The sequence below is a fragment of the Pseudohalioglobus lutimaris genome, from assembly GCF_002866825.1.
GTDB classification, from domain to species: Bacteria; Pseudomonadota; Gammaproteobacteria; order Pseudomonadales; family Halieaceae; genus Halioglobus; species Halioglobus lutimaris.
The window spans coordinates 203,827-220,552 of record NZ_PKUS01000001.1; the positions used below are offsets into that span (position 1 = coordinate 203,827).

Annotated in this window: 18 protein-coding genes; 8 read left to right on the forward strand and 10 right to left on the reverse strand. The window is 58.8% G+C overall.

Features of this window, described 5'->3' with window-relative positions; all coding sequences use genetic code 11:
• Positions 1-137 precede the first annotated feature (137 nt).
• Positions 138-2,372 (forward strand): catalase/peroxidase HPI, encoded by a 2,235-nt coding sequence (gene katG / locus C0039_RS00850; protein ID WP_207796350.1) that lies wholly within the window; start codon positions 138-140, stop codon positions 2,370-2,372.
• 103 nt (positions 2,373-2,475) lie between these two features.
• Here katG and C0039_RS00855 read toward each other — a convergent pair whose 3' ends face one another.
• Positions 2,476-3,006 carry a glutathione peroxidase gene (locus C0039_RS00855; RefSeq protein ID WP_075999574.1) on the reverse strand — a complete coding sequence of 177 codons (531 nt, stop codon included), beginning with the start codon at positions 3,004-3,006 and terminating at the stop codon, positions 2,476-2,478.
• 157 nt (positions 3,007-3,163) lie between these two features.
• Between C0039_RS00855 and C0039_RS00860 the strand changes: the two genes are divergently transcribed.
• The 5 genes from C0039_RS00860 to C0039_RS00880 all read left to right on the forward strand — a co-directional run bounded on the left by C0039_RS00860 (position 3,164) and on the right by C0039_RS00880 (position 6,012).
• On the forward strand, positions 3,164-3,541 hold the full coding sequence (locus C0039_RS00860) for a glutaredoxin family protein (RefSeq protein WP_075999575.1): 378 nt from the start codon (positions 3,164-3,166) through the stop codon (positions 3,539-3,541).
• Between the two features lie 23 nt (positions 3,542-3,564).
• Positions 3,565-3,999, forward strand: a complete 435-nt coding sequence (locus C0039_RS00865) for an acyl-CoA thioesterase (protein WP_075999576.1) — start codon at positions 3,565-3,567, stop codon at positions 3,997-3,999.
• Positions 4,000-4,133: 134 nt separating this feature from the next.
• Positions 4,134-4,520: a thiol-disulfide oxidoreductase DCC family protein gene (locus tag C0039_RS00870; protein WP_075999577.1), complete on the forward strand. Its 387-nt coding sequence runs from the start codon at positions 4,134-4,136 to the stop codon at positions 4,518-4,520.
• The gene (locus C0039_RS00875; RefSeq protein ID WP_101516997.1) at positions 4,510-5,142 is read left to right on the forward strand and encodes a flavin reductase family protein; all 633 of its coding nucleotides are present in this window, start codon (positions 4,510-4,512) and stop codon (positions 5,140-5,142) included. The genes C0039_RS00870 and C0039_RS00875 overlap by 11 nt, the downstream gene beginning before the upstream one ends.
• Before the next feature lie 12 nt (positions 5,143-5,154).
• Positions 5,155-6,012: an NAD(P)H-binding protein gene (locus C0039_RS00880; RefSeq protein ID WP_075999578.1), complete on the forward strand. Its 858-nt coding sequence runs from the start codon at positions 5,155-5,157 to the stop codon at positions 6,010-6,012.
• Between the two features lie 24 nt (positions 6,013-6,036).
• Here C0039_RS00880 and C0039_RS00885 read toward each other — a convergent pair whose 3' ends face one another.
• The 6 genes from C0039_RS00885 to C0039_RS00910 all read right to left on the reverse strand — a co-directional run bounded on the left by C0039_RS00885 (position 6,037) and on the right by C0039_RS00910 (position 13,320).
• On the reverse strand, positions 6,037-6,855 hold the full coding sequence (locus C0039_RS00885; RefSeq protein ID WP_075999579.1) for an NAD-dependent protein deacetylase: 819 nt from the start codon (positions 6,853-6,855) through the stop codon (positions 6,037-6,039).
• Positions 6,856-6,912: 57 nt separating this feature from the next.
• On the reverse strand, positions 6,913-8,406 hold the full coding sequence (locus C0039_RS00890; RefSeq protein WP_075999580.1) for a UxaA family hydrolase: 1,494 nt from the start codon (positions 8,404-8,406) through the stop codon (positions 6,913-6,915).
• A gap of 207 nt (positions 8,407-8,613) precedes the next feature.
• Positions 8,614-8,871: a hypothetical protein gene (locus C0039_RS00895; protein WP_075999581.1), complete on the reverse strand. Its 258-nt coding sequence runs from the start codon at positions 8,869-8,871 to the stop codon at positions 8,614-8,616.
• Entirely contained in the window at positions 8,872-10,707 is a 1,836-nt protein-coding gene (locus C0039_RS00900; protein WP_075999582.1) for a Na/Pi cotransporter family protein, read from the reverse strand. It lies immediately after the preceding gene.
• A gap of 162 nt (positions 10,708-10,869) precedes the next feature.
• A complete protein-coding gene (locus tag C0039_RS00905; protein WP_075999583.1) occupies positions 10,870-11,934 on the reverse strand; it encodes an AI-2E family transporter in 1,065 nt (354 codons plus the stop codon).
• Between the two features lie 405 nt (positions 11,935-12,339).
• Positions 12,340-13,320, reverse strand: a complete 981-nt coding sequence (locus C0039_RS00910; protein WP_075999584.1) for a GNAT family N-acetyltransferase — start codon at positions 13,318-13,320, stop codon at positions 12,340-12,342.
• Positions 13,321-13,712: 392 nt separating this feature from the next.
• On the opposite strand from C0039_RS00910, the gene C0039_RS00915 reads away from it, so the two are divergent.
• On the forward strand, positions 13,713-14,183 hold the full coding sequence (locus tag C0039_RS00915) for an FKBP-type peptidyl-prolyl cis-trans isomerase (protein ID WP_075999585.1): 471 nt from the start codon (positions 13,713-13,715) through the stop codon (positions 14,181-14,183).
• Positions 14,184-14,255: 72 nt separating this feature from the next.
• Positions 14,256-14,453 (forward strand): hypothetical protein, encoded by a 198-nt coding sequence (locus tag C0039_RS00920; protein ID WP_075999586.1) that lies wholly within the window; start codon positions 14,256-14,258, stop codon positions 14,451-14,453.
• Positions 14,454-14,512: 59 nt separating this feature from the next.
• Here C0039_RS00920 and larC read toward each other — a convergent pair whose 3' ends face one another.
• From larC to larE, 3 genes are read right to left on the reverse strand one after another with little or no spacing between them, the layout of a single operon-like run.
• Positions 14,513-15,250: a nickel pincer cofactor biosynthesis protein LarC gene (larC, locus tag C0039_RS00925; protein ID WP_084179418.1), complete on the reverse strand. Its 738-nt coding sequence runs from the start codon at positions 15,248-15,250 to the stop codon at positions 14,513-14,515.
• Positions 15,247-15,915 carry a nickel pincer cofactor biosynthesis protein LarB gene (gene larB, locus C0039_RS00930; RefSeq protein ID WP_075999587.1) on the reverse strand — a complete coding sequence of 223 codons (669 nt, stop codon included), beginning with the start codon at positions 15,913-15,915 and terminating at the stop codon, positions 15,247-15,249. Before larB ends, larC begins: the two co-directional genes overlap by 4 nt.
• Positions 15,912-16,724, reverse strand: coding sequence for an ATP-dependent sacrificial sulfur transferase LarE (gene larE / locus C0039_RS00935; RefSeq protein ID WP_101516998.1), 813 nt, complete (start codon positions 16,722-16,724; stop codon positions 15,912-15,914). The genes larB and larE overlap by 4 nt, the downstream gene beginning before the upstream one ends.
• Positions 16,725-16,726: the final 2 nt, after the last annotated feature.

Genomic DNA, 16,726 nt, shown 5'->3' on the forward strand with positions numbered 1-16,726 from the left:
TTTAATCTCCCGCGCTTGCTACTTTGGGCTGGGTACACCAACTCGCCGCTACTGCGGCGCATCCACAAAGGAGCTAGATAATGAAAAAGCGCGTCAACATCATGTATGCCGCTGTCGCCAGCGTACTGGCACTAGCGATGGCACCAGGCACCGTAATCGGCGAGACCTCTGCCACGGTCAGCAAGCCCGCCGGCCCCATGGGTTCGGGGACACTCATTCCCGGTCAGGCCAGAAGCAACCAGTTCTGGTGGCCTGACCAGCTCGACCTGGCGCCCCTGCGCGACCACGACCAGCGCTCAAATCCGCTGGGAGCGGACTTTGACTACGCCGAGGCGTTCAGCAAACTGGATCTTAAAGCCGTCAAGAAAGAAGTCGAGGCAGTACTGACCAACTCACAGGACTGGTGGCCGGCAGACTTCGGCAACTATGGCCCCTTCTTTATCCGCTTGTCCTGGCACAGTGCGGGTACCTACCGCACCCTGGATGGGCGCGGCGGCGGCGACGGCGGGCAAATGCGTTTTGACCCACTGAACAGTTGGCCCGACAACGGCAATCTCGACAAGGCCCGCCGCCTGCTCTGGCCGGTTAAGCAGAAGTATGGAGAGAGCCTGTCCTGGGGTGACTTGTTGATCCTGGCAGGAACCGTGGGCATGGAGAACATGGGTTTTGAAACCTATGGCTTCGCCGGTGGCCGCACCGACGACTGGGAGCCCGATCTTGTCTACTGGGGTCCAGAGGTGGAAATGCTGGCCAGCGACCGTCGTGAGAAAGACGGCAAACTGCAGCGCCCCCTGGGTGCAACCCACATGGGCCTCATCTATGTGAACCCCGAGGGCCCCCAGGGTGTACCTGACCCGGTCGGCTCTGCACAGAACATTCGAATCGCCTTCGGACGCATGGCCATGAACGACGAGGAGACCGTCGCCCTGATTGCCGGTGGTCACACCTTTGGCAAGATGCATGGCGCTCGCAAGCCAGCTGACTGCGTAGGGCCCGAGCCCGCGGGCGCGGCCATTGAGGACCAGGGCCTGGGTTGGAAGAACACGTGCGGCAAGGGGCACTCTGAAGACGCCACGACCAGCGGCCTGGAAGGCGCCTGGACGCAGGCACCGACACAGTGGACCACGCTGTATCTGCAGAACCTGCTCAATCTCGAGTGGGAACAGACACACAGCCCCGCCGGTGCCATCCAGTGGGTTCCCACTGACACGTCCGTGCACAACAGCGTTCCGGACGCCCACGTAAAGGGCAAGTTCCATGCGCCAGTAATGACCACGGCGGACCTTGCCCTGAAATTTGACCCGCAGTACAAGGCCATCGCCGAACGCTTCCTGGCAAACCCTGATGAGTATCAACAGGCTTTTGCCAAGGCCTGGTACAAGCTGACCCATCGTGACATGGGCCCACGCGCCCGCTACCTGGGCGACACTGCGCCGGACGAGGCATTGATCTGGCAGGACCCGGTCCCCAGCTTCGAAGGCAAGCTGGTCGACAAGGGTGACATCAAGAAGCTGAAGAAAGCGATTCTTGACTCGGGGCTGACCGTGCCTGAACTGGTGCGCACCGCCTGGGCTTCCGCTGCCAGCTTCCGGGCCGGCGACATGCGCGGTGGTGCCAATGGCGCGCGCATCAGGCTGGCGCCGCAGAAGGATTGGGCAGTTAACAATCCACAGGAGCTGGAGCGCGTCCTGAAAACGTTGCGGGAAGTGCAGGTGAACTTCAACGACTCGAAAATGCGGCGCTCGGAAATCTCCACCGCCGATATGATTGTGCTGGCCGGGGCTGCGGCCATTGAGAAGGCCGCCGCAGATGCTGGCGTAGCGGTAGAGGTGCCATTCGTTCCAGGCCGCGGTGACGCTGCTCAGGTGCACACCGACGTCGCTTCGTTTTCATTGCTGGAGCCGAAGGCAGACGCTTTTCGCAACTACTTCAATGCCGCTCAGAGCTACCAGTCGCCCGCCGCAATGTTAGTAGACAAAGCAGACCAACTGGCCTTGACCGTACCCGAGATGACGGTCCTGCTCGGCGGGATGCGCGCCCTGGATGCGAACACGGGTGGCGCCAGCCATGGTGTGTTTACCAATCGTCCGGGAGTACTGAGCAACGACTTCTTCGTCAATCTGATGGACATGTCCACACGTTGGCAGAAAGCGGACACAGAAGGTCTTTACGAGGGCGTTGATCGCAGCTCAGGAAAAGTGAAGTACACCGCAACCCCGGTGGACCTGATCTTCGGCTCCAACGCCGAGTTGCGGGCTGTCGCCGAGACCTATGCCTACGACAATGCGCAGCAGCGTTTCGTCATGGACTTCGTGGCGGCCTGGACCAAGGTCATGCAGCTGGATCGCTTCGACCTGAAGCACGACCTGTAACCCCGTAGCGGCGGGGCGATGCCCCTGCCGTTATCCCTTCTTCCCAGGCCAGCTCTCGTCGAGCTGGCCTTTTCACTTGTGCCGCGGGGCAAAGCCAACAGGGTCAGAGTACGCGCTCTATTGCCGCCGCCAGGTTTTCGTCATCCGGGCTGGTGTTGCTGCCAAAATGCTCTACCACTTTGCCGCTGCTGTCGACCAGGTACTTGTTAAAGTTCCAGCTGGGCTTATCCGCCTGGCTGGCCAGTTCGGCAAAGACCGGGTTGGCCTCATCGCCGCGCACGTGACTGGGCGCGATCATGGTGAAAGTCACCCCGTAATTGACATAGCAGACCTCCGCTGCCTTCTCCTCATCCCTGGCTTCCTGGCGGAAGTCATTGCTGGCAAAACCGACAACCACCAGACCCTTGTCCCGGTAAGCCTTGTGCAAGGCCTCGAGGCCCTTGAACTGCTTGGTATAGCCACAGTGGCTGGCGGTATTGATAATCAACATCGGCTTGCCGTCCTGTAGCTCGCAGAAATTGACCTGGTCCTGTGAGTGTAATTTCCGCATATCGTGATCGAGGAACTGCGGGCAGGCCGCAAAGGACTGGGTCGAGGCAAGCAGGCCGGTGGTCAGCAAAATTTTGCGATACATGGAAACGCTCCATAGAATTTGGGAATACGGTGAGCAAGGATACGCGATCTCCCGGGGTTTGGTTTAACCACTTCGCCACGATCGCGCCCACACTGAGGTACAATGCCGCGCCTGATTGATCTATAAACCGTCTTACTACCCACCACAGGAAACCATCATGGCCATCATCCGCCTGATCCTCGGCAAGCTTATTCTGCTCTTCAACTGGTTATTCACACCTCGCGGCATAGCGCGTGATGCCAGCGCACAGGCGGCGATCGATCGCCAGACCGAGTCGTTGAGACTTTACCAGTATGAGGCCTGCCCATTCTGTGTAAAGGTCAGGCGAGCCATGAAAAGAATGTCCTTGAACATTGAAACCCGGGACATAAAACGCGTACCCGCTGCGCGTGAGGAGCTACTGGCCGGCGGCGGCAACCTGAAGGTGCCCTGCCTGCGCGTTGAGCGTGAGGATGGCCAGGTAAACTGGATGTATGAGTCGGGCGACATCATCAACTACCTGAGCGGCCGCTTCACCAGCACCTCTTCAAACTGATCCGCTGACCCAGGGCCGTCAAAATGACCCGAAAAACGATAACACTTCCTGGCTCGTTCATTTATGCCATGGAATATGACGTGCTCTACTCTGATGTGAACTCCGCTGACCACATGGGGGCTGACCGCATCCTTCCTGTCGCCATGGAAGCCCAGCTGCGTTTCCTGAAGCGACTGGGTTATACCGAGGCCAGCGCCTTTGAAGACGCCGGTCTGATCATGGCCCATTCGGAAGTCCAGTATCTCGCCGAGGCAAAGTATGGCGAGAGGCTGAAAGTCGAGTTGGCGGTCGACAACATACAGAGTAAGAGTTTTGAACTGGCCTACCGGATCAATAACCTGACGACAGAATGTGAAATGACGCGCCTGGTGACCACGCTACTGTTCTTTGACTACCGGGAGAAGCGCGTCATCGAAGTGCCAGCAACATTTCTCAACTTACTCGAAGCCTTCGCCTAGCTTCCTGCCGCAACCCCGGCGCACTCGCAGCAGCCCCTGAGCTACTACCGGCAACGGCCTGCGCCACACTGTATTATCGCGCAAGCAATCCGCGGGCCGCATCGGTACGTAACTACACCGTGAATACGATTCCGATGAAAAATCATCACCGAGCACAGCTGTTTTACGATGGCCGCTGCCCCTTGTGCGTGAAAGAAATGGTAAGACTAGGCGCACTGAAGAATGACGACCTGGAGCTTGTCGACATCCACGCCCTGCCTGCAGGCGATACGCTACCGGATGCCCACACTTTACTGCGCACCCTGCACTTGAAGACACCGGCAGGCAATATGCTCACCGGCGTGGAAGCCAATGTCGCTGCCTGGCAATATACCCGCCACGGGCACTGGCTGCGATGGATGCGCTGGCCGCTGTTCAGGCCGCTGGCTGACCGCTTCTACGACTTCTGGGCGCGGTGGCGCTACAATCGTCTTTACCGCCAATCCTGTTCCACTGACAAAGGCTCCTGCGATGCACCTTGATAGCGCCAGCTTAGACGCCATGCCCAGCCGGGAGAGGGCTGCGCTGGTCAACTCCCTCTCTGGCTTCAAGTCGGCCAACCTGGTGGGCACTGCTGATGCGGACGGGCGCTGTAACGTGGCCATTATGAGCTCGGTGGTCCATCTGGGCTCTCACCCGCCGCTGCTGGCACTGGTCGTGCGCCCGGGGGGCGAGGAACGGCATACCCTGGACAACCTGCTGCGCAGCGGTCACTACAGTATCAATCACGTTGCTGTGGACATGGTGGATGCAGCGCACCAGACAGCCGCACGCTACCCCCGCGATATCAGTGAGTTCGAAGCCACAGGCCTGACCCCGGAATGGTGGGAGGGCTTTAATGCACCCCTTGTTGCCGAGGCACACGTGCAAATCGCCATGCAGCTGCGCGAGCACCAGAAACTGGCGATAAATGGTACCCACCTGGTGATCGGCGAGGTCGTACAGGCTGAAATTCCCAATGGCTGCGTCAATGAGGACGGGTCACTGAACCTGACCGAAGCTGGCACCGTGGCCCTCACCGGACTGGACAGCTACCATCGCGCCGACCTGATGAAGCGCATGGCCTATGCCAAGCCGGATCTGCCGCCGCGCACCCTGAGCTGACCCGGAGACCCCATGAGCAAACATTCCCTGCTGCTGATCGGCTGTGGCGACCTGGGACAGCGTGTGGGCAAATCGCTGGCACCCGAGGGCTGGCATATCAACGCCGTCAGAAGAACCCCCCCGGTGGCGCAAGACGACTTTGAATGGATAGCGGCCGACTATTCGGTCCCCGGCGCACTCGATTTCGCCCAGGCCCTGCGTCCGGACATTGTACTGGCCAGCTTCACGCCAACGGCCATGGACGTAGCGGGCTACAGGCGCGGGTTCACCAGGGCCGCCGCCAATGTCCTCAGCGGCCTGGGCACGCACAGGCCGACACACCTCTTCATGGTATCCAGCACCCGCGTCTATGCGGAGCAAGACGGTGGCTGGGTGGACGAGCACTCGCCACTCTCCACCAGTGACGAGCGCGCCATGGCCATCATAGATGCGGAGCAGCAAGTGTTGAAATCTGGTTTATCCGCCTCAGTCGTCCGCTTCGGTGGAGTCTACGGCGACCCACATGGACGCCTCCTCAACCGCATTCGCGCGGGTCAGATTACCCCCGCAGCGCCGGTGCGTTTTACCAACCGCATTCACCGCGACGATTGCGCCGGCTTCCTGGTCCACCTGATCAGGCTGGCCATGGGCGAGCAACAGCTCGCGCCCGTCTACAACGGTGTGGATAATGACCCCGCTCCCGCTCATGAGGTCGAGCGCTGGATCGCCACCACGCTGGGCTGCGACATTAGCAACCCGGCACCGCCTCCCAGGCAGCCTGCCGGTCACAAGCGCTGTCGCAACACCCTGCTGCGCGCCAGCGGATATGAACTACTCTATCCTGACTATCGGGCCGGCTATGCAGCGGTTTGCCGCGAGGCACAAAGGTAAAGCGGGTTGTGCAGGGAAGCCCGCCTAACGGACCGCCTGCAGTAAAGCCTGGCAATCTGACTCCAGTTTTAAATCGGCCAGGCCGTCACCCCGGGTCTTACCCGGGTTGAGAATAGCAATGGGCCGGCCCAACTCACTGGCATAACGGCAAAAACGGAATCCCGAAAACACCTGCAGGGAGCTGCCCACGACCAACAGGGCATCTGCCCGCTCTACTGCGTCCATGCAGGCCTGCACGCGCGCTCCGGGCACTGTTCCACCAAAGAAAACGACATCTGGCATCAGGGTACCGCTGCAGTCAGGACAGGTGGGCACGACAAAGCGTCGTTCCACGGCCTCAGGCAGATCGGCATCCCCATCTGGCCGTGGGATCGCTGCAGTGCAATGCTGCGGGTTGTCGTGAATCAGCTGCTCCTGCACGCGGTTCCGACAATGCGTGCGCCCACAATCCAGGCAAATCACCTGGTCCAGCCTGCCATGCAGATCAACGACCCGCTTACTGCCTGCACGCTGATGCAGCCTGTCCACATTCTGCGTAATCAATAATTCAATGTGGCCTCTGCGCTCCAACGCTGCCAGGGCTGCATGCGCGGCGGTGGGCTGTGCATCGCGCACCGGTGGCCAGCCGCGCATGGAGCGCGCCCAGTAACGCTGGCGCCTACCCGCTTCGTGCAGGAACTCCTGGTGCTGCACCGGTTCACTATGTTGCCAGGTGCCTGCTGCGTCACGATAAGTGGGGATCCCTCCGGCCAGGCTTATGCCCGCGCCGGTGAGCACACTGATACGCGGGTGGTCAGTGAGGAAGTCTTGCAGCCACCGCTCATGGTCAAGTTTCGAATTCATCTGTTTATATACGGGCAAGCAGCGGGAGAGGATGATCGGGGCACGTGCGCGGATGTGCTAAAGCATGTAGCCCAGGTCCCAGGGGCAAAACTCCTCCTCACCGTAGCCGAGGATCTCGCTGCGGGTACGCTCACCGGATGCCACCGCAATAATGCGCTCAAAGATCTGCTCACCAATGGTTTCGACCGTCTCACTGCCGTCGAGAATGGTCCCGGTATTGATATCGATGTCATCGGCCATGAGTTCGTACATAGGCGTGTTGTCGATCAACTTGATAGAGGGCGCTGGCTTGCAGCCGAAAGCCGAACCGCGACTGGTGGTGAATACCATCACCGTGGCGCCGCCCGCTACCTGCGCGGTCGCGCCGACCGGATCAAACGACGGCGCGTCCATAAAGACCAGCCCCTTGCCCGCTGCGACCGGCTCAGCGTATTGGTATACCTCGTTAAGGTTGGTGGTTCCACCCTTGGCGATGGAACCCAGGGACTTTTCGATAATGGTGGTCAGCCCCCCCGCCTTATTGCCCGGAGACGGGTTGTTGTTGATAACCAGCCCGCGACCCTGCGCAAAGTCTTCCCACCACTTGATGCGGTCAACCAGCTTTTTCCCCACCTCAGGTGTGGCGGCACGCGCGGTAAGCACGTGCTCAGCGCCATAGGCTTCAGTGGTTTCCGAGAGAATCGCCGTACCGCCATTACGCACCAGTAGGTCAACGGCGTAGCCCAGGGCCGGATTACAACTAATCCCGGACGTCCCACCTGAGCCGCCGCACTGCATCGCCAATTTTAATTCGCCAAGTGGTATCGGCTCCCGCTCCACACTGTTGGCTGCAGGCAACACGGCCTCAATACGCGCAATGCACTCCTGCAGCGTGCCCTGCGTGCCTCCCGAGGTTTGTATGGACAGGGAGTCACCGGGCCAACCATCAAGAATGTCGCCCAGGTTGCCGATCTCACAGCCCAGGCCGACAACAACAATATGCGCGAAGTTGGGATGCTTGACATACCCAGCCAGCGCACGCTTGAACGTCGCCACGCCCTCTATCGGCGTGTCCAGGCCACATCCGCTCTTGTGGGTCAGACCGATAACGCCGTCCACATTGGGAAATTCGGCAAGGCGCCCCTTGAAATGCTCGGCAACCTGCTTGACCACGGTAGCGGAGCAGTTGACGCTCGCCAGAACACCGATGTAGTTGCGCGTGGCAATCCGCCCGTCCGATCTGCGAATGCCCATGAAGGTTCGCGGCTGAGGCTCGTAGTCGGTGGCTCTGGCGTTGCTGCAGAATGCATAGTCCCGCTCAAGTTCGGCCATCTCCAGATTGTGCACATGGACGTGGTCGCCGGGGAAAATATCTGCGCTGGCGATCCCGATAACCTGGTTGTAGCGGTGCAAAGGGGCGCCCGCCTTGACCGCACGGCGCGCCACTTTGTGCCCGGCAACAATGTCCACCGCCGTCTTGACGCCTTCGGCAATATCTCGCCCCGCTGCCAGGTTTTCCAGCGCAATGAACACGTCGTCATTGGGGTGCAGCAGTGTATGATTGCGGCTCATGTCGCGTTTCTCCAGGAAGGTGCCTGTACAGTCTCACGGGTTAATGGCAGGGCGACCGCATTACCTCTCTGGAATGGGCGTTGCTACCGGCTTGTTGTCTAATAATAGTCGTAGAACCCAGAGCGAACTGCAAAGAAGGTGACAATAAAAGTGTGCTGAACGCATAAATGTCCAGACTGGGCAGGGGATTGAGCCGCAGCGAAGTCTCTACTGCTGACGTGCTTCCTTGATCGACTTGTAAACCTCGATGCCTTTCTCACGCTGACGCCGAATCACCTCGATCTGCTTGCTGATCTTGCGACGCTCATGATCGCCTTGCACGCTCTCCAGTTCCTCCTGCAGGTCCGCCTGTTTCACCTTCAGTGCCTTCAGCACATCGCGTAACTTGCCTACTTCATCCTTATCGGCCTCGGTGCCAATAGTGAGCAGGTCGCTCAGCTTCTTCAGTAACTTTTTACGTTTCATTTACTCGAACTCCCTCTCGTGGGTTAGTGCCGCACCATCCATGCTGCGGGCAATGTTTGCGATATCTTCAATCTGCAGCGCCATGTCCTCGCTCAGCGTCTCGCCGGGCGGCAGGGTTGCGCGGGTAATGGCATCAGCGACCACCAGCAGGTGCTCTATCAGGTCACGAGTGTACATGCCGTCGTTAATCAGTGACGTGGCCATCTGCGAAGCTATTTTACCGTCACGAATAAGCTGATCGACCCGGGCCGTGGCATGATCTGCGGCGTCCATCGCCTCAACCTTGATCTGGTCCAGTGACAGCAATCTGACCACAGCATCGTCGGCATGATTGAGGTCCGCAAGGCTCCGGAGCACGCTGGCCACCCTGATGCGGAAGCGGTTGTACTCCCGCCTGACCACCAGATCGGGGCTGCGCGCATAATGCTGCAGATTATTGCGCAAGTGCTTGGTGGCCTTGATCGACGCGACGATGTCGGTGTTTGCCCTGCGCAGCGCAGAGTAACTGTCAGCGTACTCTGGCGGCGCTGCTGCCTGCGCCCGACTGATAAATTCGATGTTTGCGCTATAAATATCCTTGATCATCCTCACGTACTGGTCTTCCAGGTCGATCTCGATGCTCTGTGCGGGCTCATCCAGCAAATCGTGCAGGTCCATATCACCGATAACATCCCGGCGCCGCAGATCCAGCCCGTGGCAGACGAGGTTGAATGCGTTGTTGAACAAGTGCACAGTTTCCTTGAACACAGCCCGGCTGGCCACTTCGGGCAACTCCAGGGAAGCCTTGCTGAGATAACGGGGCACGTCACGCTCAACGCTCTCGCTGCGTAAATGCTTCTCCAGCCATTTCACCATAGGCTGGATCATTGGCACCATCAGCAGCACGCCCAGCAAATTGAACAGCGTGTGAAATACAGCGAGCTTCAGGGTGTAGTCATCGCTGGCAATACCCACAACCGAGCTGATCTGCTCGACGGCAATCAGCAGGGGCTTGATCATAACCAGTGCCACGACACCGGTGACCAGGTTAAACATAAGATGTGCACCGGCGAGACGCTTGCCGCTGATGCCTGCACTGATAGCACCGAGTATCGCCGTAATCGTGGTACCCACATTCGCGCCTATCGCCAGCGCAAGGGCGTTCTCGTAAGTCACCTGGCCTGTGGCAAGTGCAGTGATAGTGATGACCAGGGTCGCATGACTGGACTGCATAACTACCGTCGCCAGAATACCCACCAGGGTAAATACCAGCAGACCCGCTACGCCGGTCATGGCATAGGCCGTCAGGTCTATCTGCTCGGCGTATGCGGAAAAACCTTCCTTCATATAGTGAATGCCCAGGAACAGGAAACCGACACCCACCAGTATCCAGCCAATACCCTTCACGCGCGACGAATTCTGCATCAGGAAGATGACACCAAATACCATAATAGGCATGGCGTAGGCAGAGATATTCACCTTGAGCCCAAACCCCGCGACTACCCAGGCGCCGGTAGTCGTTCCCAGGTTGGCACCAAAAATAATACCGATTCCCTGGGCAAGGCCGATCATCTCGGCACTGAGGAAAGAGATTGTGATCACGGAGACGAGGGAAGAAGACTGCATCAGTGTAGTGCTAACTACACCGAAGCTCATACTTTTCCAGAGTTTGTCTGTGCTGGCGGCCAGCACGCGCTGCAGCGTTCCGCCGCTGAACACCTTGAAGCCCTGCTCCATACACAGCATGCCAAACATGAACAAGGCGACACCGGCGGCAATCTCGTTGAAGCTTTTGCTCACAGCGAACCCGTAGACAAGTACGAGCAGGATAGCCGGGAGAATAATTCGCCTCAGCATAAAATGACTGAACCCTGTTGTGCACAGCTTGCGTTAAGAATCACTCATTGACTCCCTCAGGCCTGTTCAAAAAAAGAGGTCCAGGCGCCCGAGCCCGGGCCGAGACCGCATTGTGGCATAAAACTGCGGATACCCGGCTCTGTGCCTGCCAGGCCGTGCGCTTTATTCATCGTTGGAAAGAGGCTCTTCCGGGGCAGCCGAGATCAGCACCGCAAACCAGGCACTGCCAGGCTGCGACAGGGCTATAAACCGGATCACCATCGTCAGCGGCACCGACAGCAACATTCCCACGGGTCCGAACATCCACCCCCAGAATAACAGGGAGAGAAACACTGCCGATGTCGACAGGCCCATTCGCTTGCCCATGACTTTTGGCTCAACAACGTTGCCAATCAGCGTATTCACCGACAAGTACAGCGCAATGATCATACCGGTCAGCAGCAGGTCTGCCTCCAGTAGCGATAGCAGAACCGGCGGCACCGCGGCGATGATCGAGCCAATATTGGGTACAAAATTCAGCAAAAAGGCAAGGAAACCCCAGAGCAATGCAAACTGCACATCCATCAACCACATGCCCACAGTGACCAAGAGACCGGTGAGTAAACTGATTAGCGTCTTGGTGGTGACGTAGTTGTTCATGGACTCTACGAGTTCACGCAGACCGGTAAGATACTGGCTGCTGGCATCGGGAAGCCCGACTGCCATCTTCCGCTTTAAGCCGCTGGCATCTCCAAGGATAAAAAATACGGCAAACATAATCAGGAACAGGTGACTCAATGTATCCCCCAGCCCCGAAAGAAAGGTGCCGAGGTAACCCACTGCTGCGGCAGGATCGAACGCACTGGATACATCTTCCCTGCCCACCTCAACTCCATGCTCAATCAGCCACTGCACCCAGCCATCCAGAAGGGCACCCAATTGCGCCTGATAACCGGGCAGCGCACCTACAAAACCGTTGATACTGGCTCCCAGCAGCATGAACACCAGCGCCAGAACGCCCAGCGCCAGGGAGCACACCACGGCGATAGACAGCCATTCAGGCAGCCCCTTGCTGCGCAGCATACCGATGGGCGAGCTTAGAATGATCGCGATAAACATTGCCAACAGGAAGGGGACGAGGAGATTGGCCGCAAAGCGCGCGCCAGCGAGCACCACCACCAGGGAAGCAAGGGTGAGCAAAGCATCCCTGACCGGGTGGGCGGCTGCAACCTCAACGTTGTCAGACATAATTGAACCCTGCAAGTGGCGCCTGAGGCACCTTGAATGACTCGACTTTACAGCACCATACCGGGCGCATTGCACTTCATTCAGCGCCACCCACTGTAGCAGAGTGGCACAGCGATCTGTCCTAATAATAACGCAGCTTGAAGCGCCATGTACTATGCTGGCTGAGCCGCTCCTTTGATTACCGGATAAACGCTTTGTTTTTAGCGGCTGCCAGCACTTGCGGTTACGATGCCGGCTGACAGCAATGCCAGTTTTGAGGATGCCGTTACAGCGTGATACTGAATCGAGAGGGCCTGCGCGCGGCGGGGTCAGGGTGCTGGTGCTCTACACGGTCGCTGTGGTGGCGGATTGGCGTGAGGTTGCCACGCATCGCCGCGCCTGAGCTTTAGCACGCGCGCTAAATAATCAGGAATCAATCGGGCCGCGCAGCTTTTTGACGTAAAGTGCGACAGAAGGTCCGGCGTCATGCTCCGGGCAAACGGTAAAACCCATTTTCCTCACCATCGCCAGCATGGCGACATTCTCTCTCAGGATAAGACCTTCCAGCCGGCTCAGGCCACCTACCGCGGCCGCCGCGATCAACAGGCGCATTAGTCGACTGGCGATACCCTGGCCCTGATACTCGTCGGCAACCACGACAGCGAATTCGGCGACACCCTCGGTTCCCGTGGGTGCCCAGCGCGCTACACCAATCTGCTTTTCCTCGTCACCCTCACCAACGATTGCAATGACGGCAAAACTGAGGGGGAAACACGGGGAAGTAAACTCCTTGAGGACATGGTCAGGCAGTTCGTGCATACCGGAAAAGAAACGCATGTACTTGGATTTTTCAGACAGCCCGGCAACAAACGCCTGTTCAATCCCCGCGTCCTCCGGATGAATCATGCGGAAGGTGACCTGTTCGCCCCGGTCGATTTCCATGACTACCGTTTCAATTGCCGGCAGGTTGCCCACCCCGGGAAGTAACTCGGAGAGTCGATTGAACAAATATGCTGAAACCAGTGAACGCTCAATGAGATCGGTGGCTCCCGCCTCCCGTGCGCGCGCTCCGAGATCGCCATGGACGCTTTCGCCCATCACCACAATAGGCAGCTGCTGGAATTGATTACGCAGGGCGCGAAGCAGGGACAATGCCTCATCGCTGCCCGGGTCAAGCTCGAGTAACAGGCAGCTGTTCTCCACCCCCTGTTCTGTTGCGGCACCAAGGAACGCTTCGATGTCCGCATGACGGCGAACGTTAATCCCATAACCGCCCAGCAAAGCCGCCAACGGGCGGCTCATCATTTGGTCGGGGTCGATTACGTGGACATTGTTTTCAGCAGCCACCGCCATTACCCCCGTAAAGGCCGGATTAGTAGAGTCACCCCGCACCCCGGCGCTGGACATCGCCTGCTAACCGCAGGCCTGGCGGACACTCTTTCTTGTTAACTGGCATCTTGTCCTCGACCCCCTACGATGGTGGGTAAGGGGCAATGAGCGTGTCGCTGTGTGGGGAATAATAGCCCCCGGCTCCTGAAAAAGCGATGTATTCCGGGGGCTGCAGGCAGGCCCCGGGGCTGCCCGCCATTGACTTATCAAGCCCATGCCTTATACTGGTCGGCTTGGTAGATACCCTGTTTGTGTTCTGCGTCTACGTTCAGTATTCCTGACCCTCTTCTGTTGTGCATAAATAACTGCTTCCATTAACGTTCCTTCATCCAGGGAATGAAAACATCATTTTCCACGGCGACGCGTGATTGCAATCTTCACTCCTCGCACCAGACACAACGAGGACTCACATGAGTTTATTGATTGGCAACAACGTTGTTGCCTCTATCCACTACACACTGACCAATAACAGCGGAGAAGTGTTGGACAGTTCAGAAGGCGCTGAACCACTGGCTTACCTGCACGGCGCCGGCAATATTATTCCAGGTCTTGAAAATGCCCTCGTCGGAAAGGCAACCGGGGCGTCACTGCAAGTGACTATCGCACCCGAAGACGCTTACGGCGAAGTCCAGCCCGAACTGGTGCAGGTGGTACCGCGCGAAGCCTTCCAGGGCGTCGATGAAATCGAGCCGGGCATGGCTTTTGAAGCGCAGGACCCCCAGGGCCAGGCGCGCCGCATTATCGTCAAGAGCGTTGCCGACGACGAGATCACGATCGACGCCAACCACCCTCTGGCTGGCGTTGAACTGAACTTCGACGTACAGGTTGTCGACGTGCGCGACGCAAGCGAAGAGGAAGTCGCCCACGGGCACGTGCACTAAAACGCACGCTGGACCATCACGACAGGCCCTGCGGGGCCTGTGACTATATAACTATTGGCATCAGGAAACATTATGAGCAGAAAACCAACCAGGGCAGCATCTCCACGGAAGCAGCCTGCTGCAGTACAGACCTCTGAATCCATCGCCGAACAAACCAAGCTCTTCCTCAAGTCAGGCAACAAGATAGATGTTGTTGATTCAGGCATCAGCGGACAACCCGTTCTGGGCGCACGCAAGCAGATTGATCTGCGAGGCAGCCGTAAGGCCTAGCCACGTCCTTATCCAGGCGAGCGCTCGTGTCGCCCTGACACCGATGTGCTTCAGCCGTTTCAGTCTGCCTGGGCCACCAGGCAGAAAAGAGCGCCGTTAGGAACACCGGGTAACACCCTGCCACCGTAGGCCCTGGCCACGTCAACCACCTCGGCCTCCGGCCATTTGCCAAACAGTGCGCCAGCAGCGCGCAGAAAAGCGATCGCTGTAGGGGTGATAGTCTCCCCCTGTGAGTCAATTCCATATACGGGTATACCGCGCAGCATTTCCTGCACTGCAGGAGCCGGGCTTGCGAGAACACCATGCTCGCACCTGATCAACCCGTCACACAACGGCAACGGGCTGCAGAAGAGCGCGGACGGGGCAAGCCGTGCCCACAGTGCTGCCGCGACACAAACATCGAGAATACTGTCTAGTGCGCCCACCTCGTGGAAGGTCACCTCCTTTAGCGCGATGCCATGAATGCTCGATTCTGCCTCCCCAAGTACCGTAAACGTGTCAATCGCCAGCTGTTTTGCGGCGGGCTCCAACTCACTATCAACAATGAGCTGCTCGATCACCGCCAGCGACCTGTGGTGATGCTCCCCCGGCAGTGTAATGTTCGCGCGCCATCCGGCGATCGCATTAACACTGTGGGGCTCTACTGTCAGCACACCCTCCAGGGCAGGCAGCCCAATGCTCGCCACAATCCCGTTGAGTTCTTCCGCTGACACGGCCGCCAGCCGCGAAAGACCGGTAAGCAGCATATCGCCGCTGAGTCCCGAGGGGGTGCGTATCACTACGGCTTGCCTGTTCAAACGCTACTCTCCTTTATCATGAGGCTATTGAGAACCCGTATGGCAGCACAGGCCGCGCCAAAGCCATTGTCGATGTTGGTCACCATTACGCCCTGGCCACAACTGGCGAGCATGGCGTTCAGCGCTGTGGTGCCGTCTGCCGCCACGCCATAGCCAACCGAGGTGGGCACTCCAATCACGCACTTACCAACCAGGCCGCCGATTACCGAAGCAAGCGCCGCGTCCATACCGGCAACAACAATGATTACGTCACATTGACTGATTTCCTCGATACGCTCTGTCAGGCGCCAGAGACCGGCCACACCAATGTCGGCGTATACCTTGTGGCTCACGCCAGTAAAGTGCAGAGTGCGGGCAGCTTCCATCGCCACCCTGAGATCCGAGGTGCCCGCGGTTACCACGGCAACATTACCGGGCCTTGCCGGCAAGTGACCGTGCAGGACCGCAGTTGAAGATAGCGCGTCATAGTCGAGCGCAGCGCGATGCTCCGGGTCCAGGCCGCCCAGCTGGCCTGCCTCCATGCGGGTGAACAGCACCGGGTGGTCCGGGCGCGCTGCCAGTTCTGCAACAATGCTGTTCAGCGAAACCATGTCCTTGCCGGCGCAAAGCACCGCCTCGGGCATACCCAGGCGCTCGCGACGCAGGTAATCATAATTCACCGTCATGGCGCACCCACGAATGCGCGCCCCGGGCGGTAGGGCTGGGCGTCCAGATGAACAGCCCGCAGCGAAAGTCCGTCGCGGGTCGCCGCTCGCTCGACCTTGTGCAGCAGCGACTGCGTGATCCTGAAGCGGTCTGCTGCGGACACTTCGATGAACATGGCGTCCTCGCGAATACGACAACGCACGACTTCAATCCCGGCCAGGCGGCGAATCATCTCTTCGCTTTCTTCCACTGCCCGCAATCGCTGCACCGTTACCCGGGTGCCAGTGTAAAGGCGACTGGCGAGGCAGGGCGAGGCGGGGATCTCCGCGAAAGGCAAAGACAACTCGCGGGCGATTTTCCTTATAGTGGATTTGTCGACGCCGGCCTCGATATACGGGTGACGCACACTAAATTCCTTCGCCGCATGCAGGCCAGGACGATACTCGCCAAGGTCATCCGTGTTAGCGCCACTCATGACTGTCGCACCTTCCCCCACTGTGTTACCAATGCGTGAGAGGCTGTCATAGAGCTTGCTCTTGCAGTAGTAGCAGCGGTTGACCGGATTACTGAGGTAGTCCTCGCTGTCGAATTCACCGGACACCACAATCTCCAGACGCCAACCCTCGCGGGCGGCCCAGTCCCTCAATCGCAGTGTTGCATCGACTGGAACAGCCGGACTGATAGCGTGCGCGACGGTAGTCGCCGCCGCGTTCTGGCGGCTGGCCAGTGTAGCGAGCAGCATGCTGTCGATACCGCCACTGCAGGCGATGACGCGGGGGGAGATATCAGCGATTACCGCCAGCAGGCGGTCGCGCGCGTCCGGCTCCATCA

What these genes read in the sequence shown, in the direction of transcription:
- C0039_RS00900 (WP_075999582.1), bottom strand. Translation starts at nt 10,707, where the DNA reads ATGCTGAGGCGAATTATTCTCCCGGCTATCCTGCTCGTACTTGTCTAC.
- katG (WP_207796350.1), top strand. Translation starts at nt 138, where the DNA reads ATGGCACCAGGCACCGTAATCGGCGAGACCTCTGCCACGGTCAGCAAG.
- larE (WP_101516998.1), bottom strand. Translation starts at nt 16,724, where the DNA reads ATGGAGCCGGACGCGCGCGACCGCCTGCTGGCGGTAATCGCTGATATC.
- C0039_RS00880 (WP_075999578.1), top strand. Translation starts at nt 5,155, where the DNA reads ATGAGCAAACATTCCCTGCTGCTGATCGGCTGTGGCGACCTGGGACAG.
- C0039_RS00920 (WP_075999586.1), top strand. Translation starts at nt 14,256, where the DNA reads ATGAGCAGAAAACCAACCAGGGCAGCATCTCCACGGAAGCAGCCTGCT.
- C0039_RS00865 (WP_075999576.1), top strand. Translation starts at nt 3,565, where the DNA reads ATGACCCGAAAAACGATAACACTTCCTGGCTCGTTCATTTATGCCATG.
- C0039_RS00910 (WP_075999584.1), bottom strand. Translation starts at nt 13,320, where the DNA reads ATGTCCAGCGCCGGGGTGCGGGGTGACTCTACTAATCCGGCCTTTACG.
- C0039_RS00875 (WP_101516997.1), top strand. Translation starts at nt 4,510, where the DNA reads ATGCACCTTGATAGCGCCAGCTTAGACGCCATGCCCAGCCGGGAGAGG.
- C0039_RS00870 (WP_075999577.1), top strand. Translation starts at nt 4,134, where the DNA reads ATGAAAAATCATCACCGAGCACAGCTGTTTTACGATGGCCGCTGCCCC.
- C0039_RS00885 (WP_075999579.1), bottom strand. Translation starts at nt 6,855, where the DNA reads ATGAATTCGAAACTTGACCATGAGCGGTGGCTGCAAGACTTCCTCACT.
- C0039_RS00855 (WP_075999574.1), bottom strand. Translation starts at nt 3,006, where the DNA reads ATGTATCGCAAAATTTTGCTGACCACCGGCCTGCTTGCCTCGACCCAG.
- C0039_RS00890 (WP_075999580.1), bottom strand. Translation starts at nt 8,406, where the DNA reads ATGAGCCGCAATCATACACTGCTGCACCCCAATGACGACGTGTTCATT.
- C0039_RS00860 (WP_075999575.1), top strand. Translation starts at nt 3,164, where the DNA reads ATGGCCATCATCCGCCTGATCCTCGGCAAGCTTATTCTGCTCTTCAAC.
- larB (WP_075999587.1), bottom strand. Translation starts at nt 15,915, where the DNA reads ATGACGGTGAATTATGATTACCTGCGTCGCGAGCGCCTGGGTATGCCC.
- C0039_RS00895 (WP_075999581.1), bottom strand. Translation starts at nt 8,871, where the DNA reads ATGAAACGTAAAAAGTTACTGAAGAAGCTGAGCGACCTGCTCACTATT.
- C0039_RS00905 (WP_075999583.1), bottom strand. Translation starts at nt 11,934, where the DNA reads ATGTCTGACAACGTTGAGGTTGCAGCCGCCCACCCGGTCAGGGATGCT.
- C0039_RS00915 (WP_075999585.1), top strand. Translation starts at nt 13,713, where the DNA reads ATGAGTTTATTGATTGGCAACAACGTTGTTGCCTCTATCCACTACACA.